21 protein-coding genes and 1 riboswitch are annotated in these 21,330 nt (G+C 71.2%); of the genes, 11 read left to right on the top strand and 10 right to left on the bottom strand.

What is annotated here, in order from left to right:
• Positions 1–32 precede the first annotated feature (32 nt).
• Positions 33–1,259 carry an N-acetylglucosamine-6-phosphate deacetylase gene (gene nagA, locus ACFY6U_RS26650; protein WP_390042133.1) on the bottom strand — a complete coding sequence of 409 codons (1,227 nt, stop codon included), beginning with the start codon at positions 1,257–1,259 and terminating at the stop codon, positions 33–35.
• Positions 1,259–2,197: an ROK family protein gene (locus ACFY6U_RS26645; RefSeq protein WP_390042131.1), complete on the bottom strand. Its 939-nt coding sequence runs from the start codon at positions 2,195–2,197 to the stop codon at positions 1,259–1,261. Before ACFY6U_RS26645 ends, nagA begins: the two co-directional genes overlap by 1 nt.
• 129 nt (positions 2,198–2,326) lie before the next feature.
• Between ACFY6U_RS26645 and ACFY6U_RS26640 the strand changes: the two genes are divergently transcribed.
• The 3 genes from ACFY6U_RS26640 to otsB all read left to right on the top strand — a co-directional run bounded on the left by ACFY6U_RS26640 (position 2,327) and on the right by otsB (position 4,876).
• Positions 2,327–3,595 (top strand): extracellular solute-binding protein, encoded by a 1,269-nt coding sequence (locus tag ACFY6U_RS26640; RefSeq protein ID WP_390042438.1) that lies wholly within the window; start codon positions 2,327–2,329, stop codon positions 3,593–3,595.
• Positions 3,596–3,612: 17 nt separating this feature from the next.
• Entirely contained in the window at positions 3,613–3,846 is a 234-nt protein-coding gene (locus tag ACFY6U_RS26635) for a DUF3263 domain-containing protein (RefSeq protein ID WP_390042129.1), read from the top strand.
• A 178-nt stretch (positions 3,847–4,024) separates the two neighbouring features.
• Positions 4,025–4,876 (top strand): trehalose-phosphatase, encoded by an 852-nt coding sequence (gene otsB / locus ACFY6U_RS26630; protein WP_390042127.1) that lies wholly within the window; start codon positions 4,025–4,027, stop codon positions 4,874–4,876.
• Positions 4,877–4,985: 109 nt separating this feature from the next.
• Here the strand turns inward: otsB and ACFY6U_RS26625 are convergent, their stop codons facing one another.
• Together ACFY6U_RS26625 and ACFY6U_RS26620 are read right to left on the bottom strand one after the other, a co-directional pair.
• Positions 4,986–6,431, bottom strand: a complete 1,446-nt coding sequence (locus tag ACFY6U_RS26625; protein WP_390042436.1) for a trehalose-6-phosphate synthase — start codon at positions 6,429–6,431, stop codon at positions 4,986–4,988.
• 94 nt (positions 6,432–6,525) lie between these two features.
• Positions 6,526–7,470, bottom strand: a complete 945-nt coding sequence (locus tag ACFY6U_RS26620; RefSeq protein WP_390042125.1) for a glucosyl-3-phosphoglycerate synthase — start codon at positions 7,468–7,470, stop codon at positions 6,526–6,528.
• 157 nt (positions 7,471–7,627) lie between these two features.
• Positions 7,628–7,789, top strand: a riboswitch (SAM riboswitch).
• A gap of 18 nt (positions 7,790–7,807) precedes the next feature.
• On the opposite strand from ACFY6U_RS26620, the gene thrC reads away from it, so the two are divergent.
• The 4 genes from thrC (at position 7,808) to groL (ending at position 12,028) form a co-directional block, all read left to right on the top strand.
• The gene (thrC, locus tag ACFY6U_RS26615; RefSeq protein ID WP_390042123.1) at positions 7,808–9,091 is read left to right on the top strand and encodes a threonine synthase; all 1,284 of its coding nucleotides are present in this window, start codon (positions 7,808–7,810) and stop codon (positions 9,089–9,091) included.
• A 43-nt stretch (positions 9,092–9,134) separates the two neighbouring features.
• Positions 9,135–9,410: a ubiquitin-like small modifier protein 1 gene (locus ACFY6U_RS26610; protein WP_294001193.1), complete on the top strand. Its 276-nt coding sequence runs from the start codon at positions 9,135–9,137 to the stop codon at positions 9,408–9,410.
• A 468-nt stretch (positions 9,411–9,878) separates the two neighbouring features.
• Entirely contained in the window at positions 9,879–10,085 is a 207-nt protein-coding gene (locus tag ACFY6U_RS26605; RefSeq protein ID WP_007493268.1) for a cold-shock protein, read from the top strand.
• A gap of 320 nt (positions 10,086–10,405) precedes the next feature.
• Entirely contained in the window at positions 10,406–12,028 is a 1,623-nt protein-coding gene (groL, locus tag ACFY6U_RS26600; protein WP_294001208.1) for a chaperonin GroEL, read from the top strand.
• Positions 12,029–12,232: 204 nt separating this feature from the next.
• Here groL and ACFY6U_RS26595 read toward each other — a convergent pair whose 3' ends face one another.
• Positions 12,233–13,018, bottom strand: a complete 786-nt coding sequence (locus tag ACFY6U_RS26595; protein ID WP_390042120.1) for an alpha/beta fold hydrolase — start codon at positions 13,016–13,018, stop codon at positions 12,233–12,235.
• 216 nt (positions 13,019–13,234) lie between these two features.
• Here ACFY6U_RS26595 and ACFY6U_RS26590 point away from each other — a divergent pair, with 216 nt between their 5' ends.
• Positions 13,235–14,362 (top strand): NADH:flavin oxidoreductase, encoded by a 1,128-nt coding sequence (locus ACFY6U_RS26590; protein ID WP_390042118.1) that lies wholly within the window; start codon positions 13,235–13,237, stop codon positions 14,360–14,362.
• Between the two features lie 22 nt (positions 14,363–14,384).
• On the opposite strand, the gene ACFY6U_RS26585 is transcribed toward ACFY6U_RS26590, so the two are convergent.
• Complete coding sequence (locus tag ACFY6U_RS26585; protein ID WP_390042116.1) at positions 14,385–14,789, bottom strand: hypothetical protein; 405 nt, start codon at positions 14,787–14,789, stop codon at positions 14,385–14,387.
• Complete coding sequence (locus tag ACFY6U_RS26580) at positions 14,780–15,244, bottom strand: hypothetical protein (protein ID WP_390042114.1); 465 nt, start codon at positions 15,242–15,244, stop codon at positions 14,780–14,782. Before ACFY6U_RS26580 ends, ACFY6U_RS26585 begins: the two co-directional genes overlap by 10 nt.
• Positions 15,245–15,544: 300 nt before the next feature.
• Between ACFY6U_RS26580 and ACFY6U_RS26575 the strand changes: the two genes are divergently transcribed.
• The 3 genes from ACFY6U_RS26575 to ACFY6U_RS26565 all read left to right on the top strand — a co-directional run bounded on the left by ACFY6U_RS26575 (position 15,545) and on the right by ACFY6U_RS26565 (position 18,750).
• Positions 15,545–16,138: a GNAT family N-acetyltransferase gene (locus ACFY6U_RS26575; protein WP_390042112.1), complete on the top strand. Its 594-nt coding sequence runs from the start codon at positions 15,545–15,547 to the stop codon at positions 16,136–16,138.
• A gap of 49 nt (positions 16,139–16,187) precedes the next feature.
• Positions 16,188–17,060, top strand: coding sequence for a metallophosphoesterase family protein (locus ACFY6U_RS26570; RefSeq protein ID WP_390042110.1), 873 nt, complete (start codon positions 16,188–16,190; stop codon positions 17,058–17,060).
• A 136-nt stretch (positions 17,061–17,196) separates the two neighbouring features.
• Complete coding sequence (locus ACFY6U_RS26565) at positions 17,197–18,750, top strand: carboxylesterase/lipase family protein (RefSeq protein ID WP_390042108.1); 1,554 nt, start codon at positions 17,197–17,199, stop codon at positions 18,748–18,750.
• Here ACFY6U_RS26565 and ACFY6U_RS26560 read toward each other — a convergent pair.
• The 3 genes from ACFY6U_RS26560 to ACFY6U_RS26550 form a co-directional block, all read right to left on the bottom strand.
• Entirely contained in the window at positions 18,733–19,638 is a 906-nt protein-coding gene (locus ACFY6U_RS26560; RefSeq protein ID WP_390042106.1) for a GNAT family N-acetyltransferase, read from the bottom strand. The genes ACFY6U_RS26565 and ACFY6U_RS26560 overlap by 18 nt on opposite strands.
• Positions 19,639–19,697: 59 nt before the next feature.
• A complete protein-coding gene (locus tag ACFY6U_RS26555) occupies positions 19,698–20,492 on the bottom strand; it encodes an SDR family NAD(P)-dependent oxidoreductase (protein WP_390042104.1) in 795 nt (264 codons plus the stop codon).
• Positions 20,493–20,595: 103 nt separating this feature from the next.
• A complete protein-coding gene (locus ACFY6U_RS26550; RefSeq protein ID WP_390042102.1) occupies positions 20,596–21,171 on the bottom strand; it encodes a hypothetical protein in 576 nt (191 codons plus the stop codon).
• Between the last annotated feature and the right edge of the window lie 159 nt (positions 21,172–21,330).

Here is a 21,330-nt window from a genome sequence, read left to right as displayed (position 1 = left end):
CTAGGGTCGCCGTCTCTCAACAGGGGGATGGATCAGGACAGTTCGGGTGCGATCACCCACGCACCCCGGCGCATCACGCCCTTCAGCGTGAAGTCCGCGTCCAGAACGAGCAGGTCCGCGTCCTTGCCGGGCTCCAGGGAGCCGACGCGGTCGTAGAGGCCCAGCAGCCGCGCCGGGTTGGCGGACAGGGCGGCGACGGCGTGCTCGACGGGGAGCCCGTCGACGGTGACCGCCCGCCGCAGCGCGCGGTCCAGCGTCAGCGTGGAACCGGCGATGGCACCGCCGTCCACGAGCCGGGCCACCCCGTCGGTGACCTCGACCTCCAGCGGACCGAGGAGGAAGCGGCCGTCACCGCTGCCGGCCGCGTCCATCGCGTCCGTGATGAACGCGACCCGGTCCGGACCCGCGTGGTGGAAGGCGAGTTGCAGGGCGGCGGGGTGCAGGTGCGTGCCGTCGTTGATCAGCTCGACCGTCACCCGCTCGTCCTCCAGCAGCGCGGCGATCGGGCCGGGCGCGCGGTGGCCGATCTGCGGCATCGCGTTGTACAGGTGGGTGGCGACCGTGGCGCCCGCGTCGATCGCCTCCACCGTCTGCTCGTACGTCGCGTCCGTGTGGCCGACGGCGGCGATCACGCCGTGCTCCACGAGCAGCCGTACCGACTCGATGCCGCCGGGGAGTTCGGTGGCGAGCGTGACCATCTTCGCGTGCCCGCGCGCCGCGTCGAGCAGCTTGCGGACCTCCGCCGGATCCGGGTCCCGCAGTAGCGCCTCGGAGTGGGCGCCCTTGCGGCACGGGGAGATGAAGGGGCCTTCGAAGTGGATGCCGGCGATGTCGCCCTGCTCGGCGAGCTCGGAGAGGAGACCGGCCTGGCGGACCAGGACGTCCATGTCGTCGGTGACGGTGGAGGTGACCAGGGTGGTCGTGCCGTGCGCGCGGTGCGTGCGGACGCCGGTGAGGATCTGCTCCGCGGTGCCGGAGCTGAAGGAGGCTCCGCCGCCGCCGTGGTTGTGGATGTCGACGAAGCCGGGCAGGAGCCAGTGGCCGGTGAGGTCGATGAGGTGGGCGTTCGCGGGGGCGTCGGCGGCGATTTTCGTGCCGTCGACTGCGATTCGGACGTCTTCGACCACTCCGGTGGGGAGGACTGCCCGGGCACCGGAGAGGACCAGTCCGTGGTCTGCGGGCTGCGGGTCCGTGGGGGCTGGTCGCGCAGTTCCCCGCGCCCCTGAAGGGGCGCTGTAGTGCGGCTCGGTCGCAGCCATCAGGGGGTTACCTCCGTAGTGGTCGTCGTCAACAGGTCCTGGGCGAGCAGGCCCGCCCCCAGGCAACCGGCCGTGTCTCCCAGTTCGGCCGGGACGATCGTCGGCAGTTTCTGGAACGTCACCCGGCGCTGCACCGCCTCCCGCAGGGGCTCGAACAGCACGTCCCCCGCCTCCGCCAGGCCGCCGCCGACGATGAGGACGCGTGGGTCCAGCAGGGTGAGGGCCGTGACCAGGCCGTCGGCCAGGGCGGCCACCGCCTCGTCCCACACCCGGACGGCGTTCGGGTCGCCGGACGTGACGGCCTTCGCGCAGTCCGCCGCGTCCGCGTCCGGGTCGCCGCAGGCCTTCGCCCACGCCTCGCTCACCGCGGCCGCGGACGCGTACCGCTCCAGACAGCCGCGCTGCCCGCACGGACAGGGGGCACCCTGCGGCCGTACGACGACGTGGCCGATCTCGCCCGCGAAGCCGTGCGCACCCGACTCCACCCGGCCGTTCAGGCCGAAGCCGCCCGCGATCCCGGTGCCGAGGGCCACGAAGAAGAAGCGGTCCGCGCCCCGGCCCGCGCCGAGCCTGCCCTCGGCCAGGGCGCCGGTGCGGACGTCGTGGCCGAGGGCGACCGGGATGCCGAGGCGGTCGGCGAGGAGGGCGCGCAGCGGGACGTCGCGCCAGCCGAGGTTGGCCGCGTAGACCGCGACGCCGGCCCGCTCGTCCACGATTCCGGGGACCGCGAGCCCGGCCGCGGACGCCGGCTCGCCGAGGTGCTGCTCGCCGTACGCCCGCAGCTCGGCGGCGAAGTCGAGGATGGCGGTGACGACGGCGTCGGGGCCGCGGTCCCGGCCGGTCGCCCGGCGGTCCCGGTGGAGCAGCTCGCCGTCCGGGCCGACCAGTGCGGCCTTCATTCCGGTGCCGCCCACGTCCAGGGCGATGACATGTCTCACGGGAACAGTGTGGCCCGTCTACCCGGGAGAGGTCTAGTCCACTTGCGTGGTGTAGACCTTATGGGTCCACATATTGAACGGCGAGACAGTTAGACAGGGGCAGTACACGTGCGGCGGCGTAGGGCAGGAATGATCGCGGTGGTGTCCGCAACGGGCATGACGGCGGTCCTCGGTGGGTGCGGGACGACGGGCTCCTCGGACGTCACCCTCAGACTCGTCGCCGCCGACTACGGGGACTCCGCCGCCAACAGCTCCCAGAAGTACTGGGACAAGCTGGCCGCGGCGTACGAGGCGCAGCACTCCGACGTGAAGGTCGACGTCACCGTCTACTCGTGGAACGACGTGGACCGCAAGGTCAAGGACATGGTCGCCGCCGGCAAGGCCCCCGACCTGGCGCAGATCGGCGCGTACGCCGACTACGCGGCCGCCGGCAAGCTGTACGAGGCCGGTGACCTGCTCTCCATCCCGGTCCAGGCCGACTTCCCCTCCCAGCTCGCCGAGGCGGGCCAGTGGAACCACGCGCAGTACGGCATACCCTTCGCCGCCTCCACGCGCGTCCTCTTCTACAACAAGACCCTCTTCTCCCAGGCCGGCATCACCACCGCGCCCACCACCTGGGACGAGCTCGAGGCCGACGCGAAGGCGCTCAAGGCGGACGGTGTGAAGTACCCGTACGCGCTGCCGCTCGGCCCCGAGGAGGCGCAGGCGGAGACCATGCAGTGGCTGCTCAGCGGCGGCAGCGGCTACACCGACGACACCGGCACGTACACGATCGACTCCTCGCAGAACATCGACACCCTCACCTGGCTCAAGGACGAGCTGGTCGGCAAGGGCCTGACCGGCCCGGTGGCCCCCGGCAAGCTGAACCGCGCGGCCGCGTTCACCGCCTTCGCCGACGGCCAGGTCGGCATGCTCAACGGCCACCCCACGCTGATCAAGCAGGCCGAGAAGAAGGGCGTGAAGTTCGGCGCGGTCCCGATGCCGGCCCGCGCCGGCCAGAGCACCAGAACCGCGTCCATGGGCGTCGCCGACTGGATGGCGGCGTTCAAGCAGAACGGCCACGCCAAACAGATCGGCGACTTCCTGAACTACGTCTACAGCGAGAAGAACGTCCTCGCCTTCTCCCGCGAGTACGGCCTGCTGCCCGTCACCACCTCCGCGTCCCAGGCGATGACGGACTCCACGCGGGCCGAGGACAAGCAGCTGCGGCCCTTCCTGGAGCAGCTGCCCACCTCGGAGCTCTACCCCGCGGGCAAGACCTCCTGGGCCGCGATCAGCGCCGACATCAAGAAGCAGATCGGTACGGCGGTGAGCCCGACCGGCGACCCGACCGGCGTCCTCACCCGGATCCAGGCCGAGGCGGCGACGGCCGACAGCCGTACGAGCGGGACCGGCTGAGCGTTACCGTTCTCGGCATGGACCGGCAAGAACTGGGCGTGCGCGAGCAGGCCATCCTCGCCCTCGAACGCCGGGGCTTTGCCAGCCCCGGCGCGAAGGAACGCGCGATACGCGAGGAACTGGACCTGGCTCCGGTGCGCTACTACCAGCTCCTGAACGCCCTGCTGGACGACGAGCGGGCGCTGGCCCATGACCCGGTGACGGTGAACCGGCTGCGGCGGGTCCGGGAGGCGCGCCGCTCGGAACGCTGAACCGGGGCGTTCTCGCCCCCGCCGCCCCTACCCGTCCCGTCCCCAGGGGGCTGCGCCCCCTTCGACCCCCGTCGGCCGTCTGCATCTGCCCGCCGGTGGGGGCTGGTGGCGTGGTTCCTACCCCCCGCGCCCCTGAAGGGGCGCTGCTGCTGACGGGGTGGTCGGATAGTGTCGGCTCATGGGAACCCACATCACGGAACCCCTCCCGACGCCGCGGACCCCGGCCGGGCGTGACGGCCTTGCTGCGCTTGTCTCGCGGCCCGGCTCCGCCCTGGTCGGTCTCGACTTCGACGGCACCCTCGCGCCGATCGTCGCCGACCCCGAGCAGGCGCGGGCCCACCCGGATGCCGTACCGGTGCTGGCCGCGCTCGCGCCGAAGGTGGCCGCCGTCGCCGTCGTCACCGGCCGCCCGGCCGAGGTGGCCGTCCGCTACGGCGGCTTCGCGGGCGTGCCCGGTCTGGAACACCTCGTCGTCCTCGGGCACTACGGCGCCGAACGCTGGGACGCGGCGACCGGCGAACTCACCGCACCGCCCCCGCACCCCGGCATCGCCGCCGTCCGCGCCGGACTCCCCGCCCTCCTCGACCGCGCGGGTGCCTCGCAGGGCACCTGGATCGAGGAGAAGGGCCGGGCGATCGCGGTCCACACCCGCCGCGCCCCGGACCCCCGGGCCACCTTCGAAACCCTCCGCGCCCCCCTCACCGACCTGGCCACCCAGCACGCCCTGATCGTCGAACCGGGCCGCCTCGTCCTGGAACTCCGTCCCCCGGGCATGGACAAGGGCGTGGCCCTGCGCGAGTACGCACGGCACATCAACGCCGGCGCGATCCTCTACGTCGGCGACGACCTGGGCGACATCCCCGCCTTCGCCGCCGTGGAGAAACTCCGCGAGGAGGGCGTCCCCGGCCTCCTGGTGTGCAGCGGCAGCACAGAGGTGACAGAGCTTGCAGACAGGGCGGACGTGGTGGTGGACGGTCCGGAGGGAGTCGTACGACTGCTGAGAAGCCTGGCCGCTCTGAGCGCTTCATGACTTGTAGCGCCCCGTACCAAAGCGCCCCGTAGGGGCGCTGGGGGTACCCCCGGCCGAAGGCTGGGGGAGGAACTGCGCGACCAGCCCCCACCGGCCCGCAGATCCGTCGCTACCGAACCGACCCGCCCAACGCCTCAAGCTGCTCAAGAAACCACCGCGCCGGCGGCAACGCCGTAGCGGCCTCGGCCAGCCTCTTGCACCGCTCCGCCCGCTCCTCCACCGGCATGGCCAACGCCAGTGCCAACGCGTCGGCCGTCCCCCCGATGTCGTACGGGTTCACGACCACCGCGTCCTCGCCCAGCTCCTCGTACGCCCCGGCCTCCCGCGACAGCACGAGCACACACCCCTCGTCCGACACCACGGGAATCTCCTTGGCGACCAGGTTCATCCCGTCCCGGATGGGGTTGACGAGCGCCACGTCGGCCAGCCGGTACGCCGCCAGCGACCGTGCGAAGTCGTCCTTGACGTGCAGGACCACCGGCGTCCAACCGGGCGTCCCGTAAGCGGCGTTGATCTCGTCCGCGACCCGCTGCACCTCCGCCGTGTAGTCCCGGTAGACGGCGAGGTCCTGCCGCGACGGGTACGCGAACGCGACGTGCACCACCCGCTCCCGCCACTCGGGACGGTCGTCGAGCAGCTGCCGGTACGCCAGCAGCCCCCGCACGATGTTCTTCGACAGTTCCGTCCGGTCGACCCGGACGATCGTCTTCCGCCCTTCCCCGATCTCCTCCCGAAGAGCGGCCATCCGCTCGCCGACGTCCGGCTCGTGCGACCGCTTCCGCAGGAAGTCCGCGTCGGCACCCAGCCCGTGCACCCCGATCCGGGTCCCGCCGGACGACGGATCGGCGGCCGGGATCCCCGGCCCCAGCACCGCATGACAGCAGTCGACGAACGCGTCCGCCCACCGCCGCGTCAGGAACGCCGCGTGATCGGCGCCCAGGATCCCGCTCAGCAGCTCCGCCGCGATGTCGTCGGGCAGGAGCCGGAAGTAGTCCGGCGGTGCCCAGGGGGTGTGGGAGAAGTGGCCGATGCGCAGGTCGGGGCGGAGCCGGCGGAGCGTCCGCGGGGCCAGCGCCAGGTGGTAGTCCTGGATGACCACCACCGCCCCCTGGCCCGCCTCCTGCGCCAGCGCTTGCGCGAAGGCGCGGTTGTAGGCCTGGTACGAACCCCACTGCCGCCGGAACTCCGCGTCGAAGACCGGCTCCAGCGGGGTCTGGTAGAGCATGTGGTGGACGAACCAGAGGACCGAGTTCGCGATGCCGTTGTACGCGTCGGCGAAGACGTCCGCGTCGATGTCGAGCATCCGGACCTGCTGCCCGCCGGTCTCCCCGGCCGGCAGCCTGCCGCCCTCGGCCCGCCGCACCGCCTCCCGGTCACCGTCGCCCAGTGCCGCGCACACCCACACCGCGTTCGCGTCCGGCCCGATGGCCGACAGCCCTGAGACCAGCCCGCCGCCGCCCCGTTTGGCGTGCAGCGAACCGTCTTCGCGCAGCTCGTACGAGACCGGGCCGCGGTTCGAGGCGACCAGCACCTCGGCACCGCCGGTGGAAGCCATGGGGGAAGCCATACGCCACAACCTAGCCCGGCCCGTAAACGCTCAAACGTACGGCCGCGCCCGACGCGCCGCCGTATACGGCCGTACGGCGAAGTCACGCCACCTTGCGCTCGGCGTACTCCGTGATCTCCACCATCGGCGGCCGTTCCTCCGTGTCCACCGAGTACGTGCGCGGTTCGAAGCCGTCCTCGCCCCGTTCGAACTGGGTGAGGGAGGGGCGGATCAGGTGGCCGCGGGCCAGCCGGAGCTGGGCCGTGCGGTAGATCGCGGCGGACATCCGGCCGAGGGCCTGGCCGTCCTGGTGGCGGTGCTTGCGGACGCCGACGTCGACCTGGGCGAGGGCGTCGAGGCCGACCAGGTGCAGGGCGTCGACCAGCATGCCGAGCTCCACGCCGTAGCCGACCGGGAAGGGGAGCTGCTCCAGCAGCGAGCGGCGGGCCGCGTACTCGCCGCCGAGCGGCTGGACGAAGCCGGCCAGCTGGGGCCAGTGCATGTTCAGCAGCGGACGGGCCATCAGCTCGGTGACCCGGCCGCCCTGTCCGGCGGCGCCGCCGAGCGGGCGGTCGTACATCGCCTTGACCAGGTCGACGTCCGGGTCGGTGAGGAGCGGGCCGACGATGCCGGTGACGAAGTCGGAGGAGAACTCCCGCAGGTCGGCGTCGACGAAGCAGACGATGTCCCCGGTGGTGACCAGGAGGGAGCGCCAGAGGACCTCGCCCTTGCCGGGTACGGCGGGGATGCGGGGCAGGATCGCGTCGCGGTGCACGACGCGGGCGCCGGCCGCCGCGGCGACGGCCGCCGTGCGGTCGGTGGAGCCGGAGTCGACGACCACGATCTCGTCGACGAGCGGCACCTGCTGCATGAGGTCGTGGCGGATGATCGCGACGATGTCGCCGACGGTCTCCTCCTCGTTGAGCGCGGGCAGCACGACGCTGACCGTCTGCCCGGAGGACCGTTTGGCGGCCATGATCCGGTGCAGCGGACGATCGGATACGGACCAGGAGCGGGTGGCCAGCCAGCGCTCGACTTCTTCCAGCACGGTCAGCGGCTCCTCACTGTCACGGCCACACGACGACGTGTGATCCATCTCGCGTTACGGACGACTCTCTCAACTGTCCTGGCCTTCGGTTACAGTCTTGAACAACGCCGATGACCATCGCATGTCCTGGGGTCACCCGGCGTCGACAACCGCATACCGCTCATCCAGAGGGGCAGAGGGATACGGCCCGTTGAAGCCCCGGCAACCCTCCAGTCGGTTCTCGTAGATCGCCGATCAGTGTCGATCGTCCGCGAGGCTCCCGGCTAGGGAAGGTGCCAAATCCGTCTCACGGCGAGATGCGTCGTGAGGAAGATGAGGAGAAAGGGCCTCGCCTCACATGGCTGTGCAGACTGTTGCAAGCACCACGGATTCCACCGTCGACCTCGGCCCCGCCGCAGCCCTCAGCTGCCGCGAGTGCGGTCACCGCGTGCCGCTCGGCCCGGTGTTCGCCTGCGAGGAGTGTTTCGGCCCGCTGGAGATCGCGTACGACTTCTCGGCGTACGACACCGAGGAGCTGCGGAAGCGGATCGAAGCGGGTCCCGCGAACATCTGGCGCTACGCGCCACTGCTGCCCGTCCCCGCGGACGTGGCGACCAAGCCGAACATCAACCCCGGCTGGACCAAGCTCGTCAAGGCCGACAACCTGGCCCGTGAGCTCGGGGTGACCGGCGGGCTGTACGTGAAGGACGACTCCGGCAACCCGACGCACTCCTTCAAGGACCGCGTCGTCGCCCAGGCCGTCGAGGCCGCCCGCGCCTTCGGCTACACCACCCTCTCCTGCTCCTCCACCGGCAACCTGGCCGGCGCGGTCGGCGCCGCCGCCGCCCGGGCCGGCTTCCGCTCCTGCGTGTTCATCCCGCACGACCTGGAGCAGGGCAAGGTCGTCATGGCCGCGATCTACGGCGGCGAGCTCGTCGGCATCGAGGGCAACTACGACGACGTGAACCGTTTCTGCTCCGAGCTGATCGGCGACTCGGCCGGCGAGGGCTGGGGCTTCGTCAACGTCAACCTGCGGCCGTACTACGCGGAGGGCTCCAAGACCCTGGCGTACGAGATCTGCGAGCAGCTCGGCTGGGAGATCCCGGACCAGCTGGTCATCCCGATCGCCTCCGGCTCGCAGCTCACGAAGATCGACAAGGGTCTGCAGGAGCTGATCAAGCTCGGGCTCGTCGAGGACAAGCCGTACAAGATCTTCGGTGCCCAGGCCGAGGGGTGCTCGCCGGTGTCGGTGGCCTACAAGGAGGGCCACGATGTGGTCCGCCCGCAGAAGCCGAACACCATCGCCAAGTCCCTCGCCATCGGCAACCCGGCCGACGGGCCGTACGTCCTCGACATCGCGCGGCGCACCGGCGGCGCGGTGGAGGACGTCACCGACGAGCAGGTCGTCGACGCCATCAAGCTGCTCGCGCGGACCGAGGGAATCTTTGCGGAAACCGCCGGCGGGGTGACGGTTGGAGTCACCAAAAAGCTCATTGAGAATGGGTTGATTGATCCGGCGAAGTCGGTCGTTGTACTCAACACTGGTGATGGGCTGAAGACGCTGGACGCAGTGGCGGGGACTGGACTCACCGCGACCATTCGCCCGAATCTGGAGTCTTTCCGCGAGGCCGGGCTCGCCTGAGTCCCCCGAGAAATAGGGCGTTGCCCAGACCGGAGGTAAAAACGTGAGCGTCACCGTTCGCATCCCCACCATCCTGCGCACCTACACCGGTGGTCAGGCCGAAGTCGCCGCCGAGGGCGCCACTCTCGGCGAGGTCATCTCGGACCTGGAGAAGAACCACACCGGGATCTCCGCGCGGGTTCTCGACGACCAGGGCAAGCTGCGCCGGTTCGTCAACGTGTACGTCAATGACGACGACGTCCGCTTCGAGCAGGGCCTGGAGACCGCCACCCCGGACGGGGCCGGCGTCTCCATCATCCCGGCCGTCGCGGGCGGCTGACCTGCCGACCTGCTTGACAGGCTGATCGAATGACCGAACATTACCTTCGGTAACGCCGATCACCGACTGTTCATCTGATTGCCCCCTCCGTGAGAGAAGCGGAGGGGGCAATTCTGTGTGGTTGAGCGCGGTAGAGTTGGGGAACACGGTCCCGATCTCCAGGTCGGGAGCCCCGTATTCGATACCGCGAGCCCGACAAGAAGTAGCCAAAGTGTGCGGGTTATATGCGGCTTTTGTGGCCTTTATGGGGTCCGACTTGCCCTGAATTCGGCCGAATTCTTGCTACATTCCGGACCCCTTCCGTCCAGAATTCTCGTCCGATTGACCTGTTGCAGACGGCAGTTGGACAGATACATTCAGCCGCGGTCGACGCGTTCCGGCGCACGCCCCCAACCAATGGGGGGTGAGGTCTGACCCGGATCCGCGAAGTGTGGATCTGTGCAAGGGCCAGTAATAGGGGAGTTAGGCATGGCTCAGGGCACCGTCAAGTGGTTCAACGCGGAGAAGGGGTACGGCTTCATCGCGGTCGACGGTGGTGCGGATGTTTTCGTCCACTACAGCGCGATTCAGATGGACGGCTACCGCACCCTGGAAGAGGGTCAGCGGGTCGATTTCGAGATCTCGCAGGGCCAGAAGGGGCCGCAGGCGGACATGGTCCGGCTGGCGACCGGCTGAAGCACGCGCCGACTGACAGCGACGTTCTTCTGTACTTCTTCGAAGGGCTCGTGCCTCCCGGGGCACGGGCCCTTCGGCATGCCCGGCGCATGCCCGGGGGCCTGACTCCGGGGGCCGATCCCCGGGAGGCGCTTGCACTCGGCATGGGCGAGTGCTAATCATTGGCGTTAGCACTCTGAAGGTGAGAGTGACAACGAAGGACCGGGTCGGTGAGGCCCGCAGGCCGGGTGGGGCAAGGAACCCACGGGTCGGCGAGCCGTCCGTCGCGGGCGCGGGCGCGGTCCGAAGACTCACCCCCAGTCCTGGAGGGACCACTTCACATGGCCAAGATCATCGCGTTCGACGAGGAGGCGCGGCGCGGCCTTGAGCGCGGTATGAACCAGCTCGCCGACGCCGTCAAGGTCACCCTCGGCCCCAAGGGCCGCAACGTCGTCCTTGAGAAGAAGTGGGGCGCCCCCACGATCACCAACGATGGTGTGTCCATCGCCAAGGAGATCGAGCTGGAGGACCCGTACGAGAAGATCGGCGCCGAGCTGGTCAAGGAAGTCGCCAAGAAGACGGACGACGTCGCCGGTGACGGTACGACCACCGCGACCGTTCTCGCCCAGGCCCTGGTCCGCGAGGGCCTGCGCAACGTGGCCGCCGGCGCCAACCCGATGGCCCTGAAGCGCGGTATCGAGAAGGCCGTCGAGGCGGTCTCCGGTGCGCTGCTCGAGCAGGCGAAGGACGTCGAGACCAAGGAGCAGATCGCCTCCACGGCCTCCATCTCCGCCGCCGACACCCAGATCGGCGAGCTCATCGCCGAGGCCATGGACAAGGTCGGCAAGGAAGGCGTCATCACCGTCGAGGAGTCCCAGACCTTCGGTCTGGAGCTGGAGCTCACCGAGGGTATGCGCTTCGACAAGGGCTACATCTCGGCGTACTTCGCCACCGACATGGAGCGTATGGAGGCGTCCCTCGACGACCCGTACATCCTGATCGCCAACTCGAAGATCGGCTCCGTCAAGGACCTGCTCCCGCTCCTGGAGAAGGTCATGCAGTCGGGCAAGCCGCTGCTGATCATCGCCGAGGACGTCGAGGGCGAGGCCCTGTCGACCCTGGTCGTCAACAAGATCCGCGGCACCTTCAAGTCCGTCGCCGTCAAGGCCCCGGGCTTCGGCGACCGCCGCAAGGCGATGCTGAACGACATCGCCATCCTCACCGGTGGCGAGGTCATCTCCGAGGAGGTCGGTCTCAAGCTGGAGAACACGACCCTCGACCTGCTGGGCCGCGCCCGCAAGGTGGTCATCACCAAGGACGAGACCACCATCGTCGACGGCGCCGGCTCCACCGAGCAGGTCCAGGGCCGGGTCAACCAGATCCGCGCCGAGATCGAGCAGTCCGACTCGGACTACGACCGCGAGAAGCTCCAGGAGCGCCTGGCGAAGCTCGCCGGTGGCGTCGCCGTCATCAAGGCCGGTGCCGCGACCGAGGTCGAGCTCAAGGAGCGCAAGCACCGTATCGAGGACGCCGTTCGCAACGCGAAGGCGGCCGTCGAGGAGGGCATCGTCGCCGGTGGTGGCGTGGCCCTGCTGCAGGCCTCCCAGGTCTTCGAGAAGCTGGAGCTGGAGGGTGACGAGGCGACCGGCGCGCAGGCCGTGAAGCTCGCCCTCGAGGCCCCGCTGAAGCAGATCGCCGTCAACGCCGGCCTCGAGGGCGGCGTCGTGGTGGAGAAGGTCCGCAACCTCACCCCGGGTCACGGCCTCAACGCCGCGACCGGCGAGTACGTCGACCTGGTCGCCGAGGGCATCATCGACCCGGCGAAGGTGACCCGCTCTGCCCTGCAGAACGCCGCCTCCATCGCCGCGCTGTTCCTCACCACCGAGGCCGTCATCGCCGACAAGCCGGAGAAGGCCGCCGCGGCCGCTCCGGGCGGCATGCCGGGCGGTGACATGGACTTCTGAGCCTGAGGCTCGGATGTTCTGACGCAGCACCGAGGGCGGCACTTCCTGTTCGACAGGGGGTGCCGCCCTTCGCTGTGCCCGGCGGGCTTCGGCCGTTGTGCCGGGGGCGGTCCGGTGGATCCTGCCGCAGACGCGGGGTCTGGCACGCCCTCCCTCAGAGACGGCCACCGCTGCTTTCCAGCGACTTGATCCGCCGGCCGGCGCCTAGCGCGCGAGGAACGGCCCCAGCGCCGCGGTGAGTTCGAGGGGTGTGTCCAGTGCGACGAGGTGTCCGGCGGCGGCGAACTCGACGAGGGTGGCGTCCGGGATTCCGGCGGCGTACCGGCGGGCGATGTCCCGGAAGTCGGCGGTGTCGAGCCCGCCGATCCCCACCAGGGTGGGGACGGAGATGGCGGTGATGTCACCGGCCGTGGTGCCCTGGGAGTGCCTGCCCACAACGTCCTGGTTCACCAGCGACGTCCGCAGCGGGCCGCGGAGTTCGTCGGCGAGTCCGGCGGCGACGTCGTGCCACCCGCGGGCCGGCCCGCGCAGCCACATGTCCAGGTTGACCTGGACCGCGGTGTCCAGGTCGCCCGCGGCCAGGGCGGCCGTCTCCGCCTCGTCGTACGCGACCATCTCCGCGGACCAGTCGTATCCCGGCCAGGGCGGGGCGAACAGTGCCAGGGAGTGCACCCGGTCCGGCTGGACGAGCGTGAACTCCACGGCCACCCGGCCGCCCCAGGACGCGCCCACCAGCCGGACCCGTTCGAGGCCGAGGTGGTCCAGGAGGCGCCGCAGGTCGTCGGTCTCGTCGAACGGCCCGGTCGGGGGCGCGGACTCGCCGAAACCGCGCAGGTCGTACCGGACGACCGTGTGCCGGGCCGAGAGGGCGGGCACGACCGCGTCCCACATGCGGTGATCCGCCACTCCGGCGTGCACGAGCACGACCGGCGGCCCGTCACCGTCGACGACATAGGAAAGGTGGCCGAGATCGTCGGCGAGCGTCAGCATCCGCAGATGCTCGCAGGGCGCCGGTGGGGCCGCCACCCGATAGGGCGGCGCTTCGTGGCGGGGGTCACACGGCTTCGGCGTCGGAGCGGGAATGTGCGCGTCCGGACAGATCGTTGTGCACGGATGCGCACTCGATGCGTGTGCACATACCGTTCGGTCTACGAACTCGGGTGCCACCACCCCAGGTACTCGACCTACTCACGAGGAGCCCCCCACGTGACCGTCACCACGCCTCCGGCCTCCCGCGCGGCCGAGATCCTCTCCCGCCCCATCGCCCTGAACGGGCTCACGGTCCCCAACCGGATCGTGATGGCGCCGATGACCCGCTACTTCAGCCCCGGCGGCGTCCCCGGTGAGGACGTGGTCTCGTACTACTCGCGCCGGGCCGCCGCCGGTGTCGGGCTGATCGTCACCGAGGGGACGTACGTCGGCCACGACTCGGCCGGAGACAGCAGCCGCGTCCCGCGGTTCCACGGCGAGGAGCAGCTGGCGGGCTGGGCGAAGGTCGCCGAGGGCGTGCACGCGGCCGGCGGCACGATCGTCCCGCAGCTGTGGCACATCGGCATGGTCCGCCAGCAGGGCCAGCCGCCGTTCGCGGACGCTCCCGCCGTCGGCCCCTCCGGCGTCCGCCTGGACGGCACCGAGGGCGAGGGCAGGGCCATGACCCAGCAGGACCTGGACGACGTGATCCGCGCGTTCGCCGAGGCCGCGGCCGCCGCCGAGCGCATCGGCTTCGACGGCGTCGAGCTGCACGGCGCCCACGGCTACCTGCTCGACCAGTTCCTGTGGGCGGGCACCAACCGCCGCACCGACGCGTACGGCGGCGACCCGGTCGCCCGCACGAAGTTCGCGGCGGAGATCGTGGCCGCCGTACGCGACTCGGTCTCCCCGGAGTTCCCCGTCATCTTCCGCTACTCGCAGTGGAAGTCCGACAACTACGACGCCCGCCTCGCGGAGACCCCGGAGGAGCTGGAGGCGATCCTCACCCCGCTGGCCGCCGCCGGTGTCGACGTCTTCCACGCCTCCACCCGCCGCTACTGGCTCCCCGAGTTCGAGGGCTCCGACCTCAACCTGGCCGGCTGGACCAAGAAGCTCACCGGGAGGCCCACCATCACCGTCGGCTCGGTCGGCCTCGACGGCGAGTTCCTCAAGGCCTTCGTCGGCGAGGGCTCCGGGACCAAGGGCATCGACGACCTCCTCGACAGCCTGGAGCGCGAGGAGTACGACATGGTCGCCGTCGGCCGCGCCCTGCTCCAGGACCCGGAGTGGGCGGCGAAGGTCCTCGCCGGCCGGGCGGACGAACTGAAGCCGTTCGACGGGGCGGCGCTGAAGACCCTGAGCTGACCCCGTCCGGTCCGCCCTCGGGTCAGCCGGCGATGCGGCCGAAGAACCCGAGGGCGACCGCGTAGGGCGCCACGAGCAGGAGCACGGGGCGCAGGGCGCTCCGGCGCTGCTCACCCCCGCGCACCCAGGTGTCGTACGTATAGACGAACGCGCCGGCGACGCACCCGCCCACGTACGCCGTCGTCAGGAAACCGAACACCCTGCCCCACTCCCCGACCACGGCGACCACGGCCAGCACATGGCCCGCGACCGCCGCACCCGCCCCGACCCAGGTCGTGGGATCGTCCTGAACCCGCCAAGGGGCGGCGTCTCCGCGCCCCCGGCCGGTGAGCCTGGTGAAGAGCGCGTAGCCGATCGCGGGCAGACCCGCGAGTGTCAGCAGGGTGGCCCACGCGGCGGCGGTGTCCGCGGAGACGGTCACAGCCACCCCGCGATGCTCATGACCACGGCGACCACAAGCTGCACCGGCAGCGACAGGAGGCCGAAGAGCAGGGCGCCCCAGGGCGCGGCGTCCGCCGTCACGCCCGTGTGTTCACCGAGGGCCCAGCCGCCGACGGTGGCCAGCAGGGGGATGAGGGCCAGTACGACATGTCCCGTCGTGAACAGCGGGACCACGTCGAGCACCATCAGCACCCCCACCCCGGCCCGGACGCCCCGCACCTCGCGCGTCTCGGGGCGCCCGACGTGCATCACGCCGTAGATCGCGGAGTGGACGAGGGCGACGAGGGTGCAGACGATGGCCACCTCCGAGGCCCGGTCGCCCAGGGTCGCGAGGAAGTCGCCGTGCACCAGGCCGTCCAGCAGGTCCCCCGCCGCGGTGAAGGCGGACATCCCGAGGGTGATCAGCAGAGAGACGCGCAACTGCCTGAGCAGGCCGCTCATCGGCGCTCGCCCGTCGCACGGGTCGCGTGTCCCGCATGTCTCGCGTGTCTCGTCACGGCTCGGCTCTCCGGTCGGCGGCTCACTGTTGAGGTATGGGACGTCAGGAACCTGTGAGGGCATCTCCCGGGAGCGGTCCCAAGGCGCGGTGCTGACCTGCCCGAACGTCTCAAGTGGGGTGCGGGGCCAACCCACTTGGTGCGCGTACTTCGTTATGTGCTTGTGACGGCCGCGGGTGCCCCCGTCCCTGCCACGCGGACAGGCCACTTCTCGGCCTGGGCCCTCCCGGTTACCTTCGACCCCATGAGCGACGCCTTCCGCCTGGCCACCCCCGCCGATCTCGACGCCATCGTGACCACCCTCACCAGTGCCTTCTTCCACGACCCGGTGTGGGGTCCGGTCTTCCCCGACGAGAGCCGGCGGGCCGAGCAGGCGGCGGTGCTGTGGCGGGTCTACGCCACCTCGGCGCTGCGCTACCCGTGGACGTTCGTGACGCCGGGCGCGGAGGCGGTGGTCGTGTGGATCCCGGCGGGCGGCGTCGAGCTGACCGAGGAGGAGGAGCGGGAGCGGCCCAGGCTGATGGAGCGGGTCGCGGGAGCCGGAGTGGCGCGTGCGGTCGAGGCGGCCGAGGCGAGCTTCGGGGCGGCCCACCCCGACGAACCCTTCTTCCACCTGACCATCCTCGGCACCCGTGCCGACCACCGGGGCAAGGGACTCGGCATGGCCCTCCTGTCCGACACCCTGACCCGGCTCGACGCCGTGGGCGCGGCCGCCTATCTGGAGTCGACCAACCCCGCCAACAACCGCCGGTACGAGAGCGTCGGCTTCACCCCGTGCGCCGGGATCACCATGCCGGGCGGCGGGACCGTGACCGGCATGTGGCGCCCGGCCCGCTGACGGTCCTCTCCCTGGCCCGCATCCGCAACCGCCCCCTAACCTGCGGAAGATGAGGATCCTGCATCTCTCCGACACCCACCTGGACCGCACCGACGCCCCCAACGCGCGGGGCGTCAACGCCACCGCGTCGCTGCGGCTGATGCTCGACGAACTCCGCCATCTCCAAGGCCTCGACGCGGTCGTCGTCACCGGCGACCTCGCCGACGACGGCGCGGTGGAGGCGTACACCGCCCTGCGCACACTGATCGGCGCCTTCGCGCGGGACCGGAACATCCCGGTCCTGTGCACCACCGGCAACCACGACGAGCGTGAGGCCTTCGCCAAGGTGCTGGGCAGCGGGCATCTGAACGCCGACGGCACCGACCGCGCCGAACTCTCCTTCGACTCGGCCGAGCGGGCCGCGGTCAGCACGGTCGGCGGCCTGCGCTTCGTCACCCTGGACTCCCTCGTACCGGGCAAGGTCCACGGCCGCCTCGGCGCGCCCCAGCTGGAGTGGCTGCGCGAGGTGCTGCGCACCCCAGCCGAGCACGGCACGGTCCTTGCCTTGCACCACCCGCCCGTCGCCCTGGAGATGTCGCCGATGCAGCAGCTCTTCGGGCTGCGCGATCCCGGCGACCTGGCGGCCGTGGTCCGGGGCGCCGACGTACGGGTGATCCTGACCGGCCACTACCACACCCAGCTCTTCGGGCTGCTGGAGTCGGTGCCGGTCTGGGTGACGCCCGGGGTGGTCAACCGGGTAGACCTGACCGTGGCACCCGGCGGGGAGCGGGCGGTGCGCGGGGCGTCGGCCTCGCTGGTGGAGCTGGGCGGTCCGGCGAGCCCGATGTTCCACACCTTCCATGCGCGCGATCCACGGGCGCATGAGACGGTGTACGAGATCGGCGAGGCGGAGGCCAGGGCGTTCATGGCCCGGCACGGCTGACCTGGATTCACTCCAACGGGTGAGGTGTGTTCGGCACTCGTGCGAAGTGCCGGGCGTTTCACCAGTGACCGGCTGTGAAACCGGCAGCGGCCAGTCGCAGGAAGTGGCAGCAACCAGCCGTCGAAAGCGAGCGATCATGATCACGAACGAGTCCGCCGGGCAGACGGCCGCCACCGAGGGTCCCGTCGTGCGTACCGGCGCCGGTGCCGTGCGCGGCCTGCGGGAGGACGGCCTGGCGGTCTTCCGGGGGATACCGTTCGCCGAAGCTCCGGTGGGAGCGGCCAGGTTCGCCGCGCCGCGGCCGGCGCGCCCGTGGGACGGGACGCGTGAGGCGTACGCCTTCGGCCCGCCGCCCCCGCAGGACCTGGGCATCCAGGGGCGCACGGGTGTCCTGGAGGCCCCCGAGGGCGACGACTGGCTGACGGTGAACGTGTGGACGCCCGCCCCGGACCCGGCCGCCCGCCGTCCGGTGATGGTGTGGATCTACGGCGGCGCCTACAAGCTGGGCCACTCCGGCAGCCCCGGCTACGACGCCCAGCACGTCGCCCGCGACGGCGACGTGGTCGTGGTCTCCCTCAACTACCGCGTCGGCATGGAGGGTTTCGCCCAGATCGAGGGGGCGCCCGCCAACCGGGGCCTGCTGGACCAGGTGGCGGCGCTGGAGTGGGTGCGGGAGAACATCAGGGCGTTCGGCGGCGACCCTGACCAGGTCACGGTCTTCGGCGAGTCGGCGGGCGCCGGGTCGGTGGCGTCCCTGCTGGCGATGCCGAGGGCGCGCGGGCTGTTCCGGCGGGCGATCGCGCAGAGCGTCCCGGGCACCTTCTTCTCCCCCGACCTGGCCGAGGACATCGGCAGGGCCCTCGCGGCCGAGGCCGGCCTGCGCCCCACGGTGGCCGACCTGGCGACCACCGACCCGCGCCGGCTGACCGGGGCCGGGCAGGCGCTCGGTGTCAAGATGCCCCAGTACGTGGACCGTTGGGGCCAGATCGCGCCGACGGTGACCCCGTTCTCCCCGGTGGTCGACGGCGAGGTGCTCCCCAGCACCCCCTGGCAGGCCCTGGCCTCCGGCTCCGCCCGGGACGTGGACCTCCTCGTCGGTCACAACCGCGACGAGTTCCGCCTCTTCCTGGTCATGAGCGGGATGTACGGCAAGATCACGGAGGAGCAGGCGACCGGCGCCCTGCGCCTGTTCGCACCGGGCGGTGCGGCGGGCGACCATGCCTACCGCGCCGCCCACCCCGACGCCTCGCCGAGCGACCTGTACGAACGGGTCCAGACCGACTGGCTGTTCGCCATACCGTCCCTGCGTCTCGCGGAGGCACAGACCGCGGGCGGCGGCCGGGCCCACCTCTACGAGCTGACCTGGGGCGCCCCGGGCAACGACGGCCTCCTCGGCGCCTGCCACGGCCTGGACATCCCGCTCCTCTTCGGCACGTTCGAGGCGGACCTCGCCAACCTCCTCTGGGCGGGCACCGTCGTCACCCCCGAGGCCAGGGCCCTCTCCGCCCGCTTCCGCACCGCGTGGACGTCCTTCGCGGCCACGGGCGACCCGGGCTGGCCGGCCTACGACACCGAGGCCCGCACCACCCAGGTCCTGGACACGGCCCCCACGGTGACGGCGTACCCGGAGGAGACGAGCAGGCGGCTGTGGGAGGGGTACGACTTCAGCCCCTCACCGCTGCTCGGCTGACGGTACGGTGATCCGCTTCTCGAACCAGTGGTGGGCGTACGGCTCGTCGTTGAATGCCGGGACCTCCTGGAAGCCGTAGGAGTGGTAGAGGTTGATCGCGGAGCTGAGTGTCTTGTTGGTGTCCAGACGCAGGGTGTCGTAGCCGTGCCCGGCCGCCTGCGCCTCCAGCTCGGTCAGGAACCGGCGGGCGAGACCGAGCCTGCGGGCCTGCGGGGCGACCCACATGCGCTTGATCTCGGCCGGTGCCCCGGGCGGCAGCTTCACCCCCGCACAGCCGATGGGCTCGCCGTGCAGCCGGGCGACCAGGAACAGGCCGCGTGGCGGCCGGAGTTCGCCCGCGTCGGGCAGCAGGCTGCGCGCGGGATCGAAGCCGGTGTCGAAGCGCTCCTGCAACTCGGCGAAGTAGGCCAGCAGGCAGTGCCGGGCGTCGGGATGGTCGGGGTCGACGACGTCCAGGGTGACCGTGCCGGCGGTCAGCAGCCGGTCGACCTCGGCCATGGCCGCGACCAGCCGGGCACGCTGCTCGGCATTGAGCGGCTGGAGCATCGAACCGGCCAGGTCGTCGCTGCGGTCGTCGAGCAGGGCTCGCTCCGCTCGGCCCTTCTCGGTCAGCCGCACGGTACGTACCCGCCTGTCCTGGGGCTGCGGCTCCACCGCCACCAGGCCATCCGCCTCCAGGGACCGCAGCAGTCGGCTGACGTATCCGGAGTCGAGCCCGAGCCGCTCCCGCAGCCGCCGCACGTCATCGCCCCGCTCGCCGATCTCCCAGAGCAGCCGGGCCTCGCCGATCGGCCGGTCACGGCCCAGATAGCGGTCGTGGAGCACGCCCACGCGCTCGGTGACGGTGCGGTTGAACCGCCGTACCTGGTCGATCTGTGCAGCATCCATTCTCTGACTTTAGTCAGAGAGTGCCGGAAGGGGCAGCGGTGTCCGCCTGCCGGTACAGGTCAGGGCAGGATGGAGTCGACGTAGCCGCCGTCCACCCGGAGGGCGCCACCGGTGGTGGCCGAGGCCTGGTCGGAGCTGAGGTACACGACCATGTTCGCGATCTCCTCCGGCTCGATCAGGCGCTGCAGCAGTGACTGGGGCCGGTGCTCGCGCATGAAGACGCGCTGGGCCTCGTCCCAGGGCAGGTCGCGGTCGACGAGCTCGTAGACGAAGTCCTCGACGCCTCCGGTGTGGGTGGGACCGGCGATCACGGAGTTCACCGTGACGCCCGTACCGGCGGCCTGCTTGGCGAAGCCGCGGCCCACCGCGAGCAGCGCGGTCTTCGACATGCCGTAGTGGATCATCTCCGCGGGGATGACGACCGCCGAGTCGCTGGCGATGTACTGGACGCGCCCCCAGCCGCGTTCGGTCATGCCCGGCAGGAAGAGGCGGGTCAGCCGCACCGCGGCCAGGACGTTCACCTCGAAGTAGCGCCGCCACTCGTCGTCGGTGATCCGCAGGGGGTCCTCGGCGCCGAAGATCCCCAGGTTGTTGACGAGGATGTCCACCTGCGGCAGCGCCTCCGCGGTCCGCCGGGCGCCCTCCTCGCCGGTCACGTCCGCCGCGACCGGCACGAGATCGGCCCCGGGCACCTGTTCCTTCAGCCGGGCCACGCTCTCCTCGACGCGTCGCGCATCCCGGCCGTTCACCCCCACCCGGGCCCCGGCCCGGGCCAGGCCGACGGCGATCGCCGCGCCGATGCCCTGCGTGGAGCCGGTGACCAGTGCCGTGCGCCCCGTCAGATCGATCCTCATCCCGCTGGACCCCTTCCGCGCGTGTGTCTCCGCTCAGGTACCCGGACGGGCGCTCCGACACAAAGGGTTCGGGCGTTCAGTGCCTGGATGGCGGCACCGGCCGCTACAGATTGCCCAGCGGCTCGATGTCCACGTGCACGGGAGTGCCCCAGACCCGGAGCACCTCGTAGTCGGTGAACTCATGGACCAGCCGGTAGGCCATCGCCGGCCGGGACCCGCGGCGCTGGGCGGCGAGGTACAGCTCCGCCTCGCGCCGGTCGCGCCGGGGGGTGCCGCACAGCTCCCACTCCCGGCCGTTCCACGCCTCCGGGAGCCAGCGCTGCTGCGGCTGCGGCCGGTCGGCGCGCACGCCGTACCGGGACATGGCGGGCCCGGCGGCTTCCTCCGGCACGGGCCGGGGCCCACCCGCGAACTCCGACCGCCGCGCGGCCCGCCGCCGTGTCTCGCACAGCAGGCACAGATCGGGGGCGCTCTCGTCCACGGGCCCCTGCGGATGCTCGGCGCACCGGGTGGTCGGCGCGGCACTGCTGACGCTCTCCTCCAGCAGGTCGAGCGCCCGCCGCAGGTCGTCCTTGACCTCGTGCAACTTGCCGTCGGTCGTGTCTCCGGTCAGGGCCTCCCCGTGCTCACCGAGCAGACGAAGGGCCCGGCCCAGGGCGGTGAGCTGGGAGTGGTTCATGGGGACCAGGGTTGCACAGGGCGCTGACAACACCGCCGGAACGTTTCGAATGCGATGCGAGGTGCTGCGACCGACTCCGGGCACGCAGACCGTGACGGCGTCGCGCCACTGGCCGGTGCAGGTTGCCGAGGCGAAGCCGGATGCTCGCAGCATGGTGTG

The organism is Streptomyces sp. NPDC013157, from assembly GCF_042899865.1.
GTDB lineage: Bacteria > Actinomycetota > Actinomycetes > Streptomycetales > Streptomycetaceae > Streptomyces.
The sequence above is the reverse complement of the archived record's forward strand: the minus strand, read 5'-3'. Positions and strand labels throughout refer to the sequence as shown.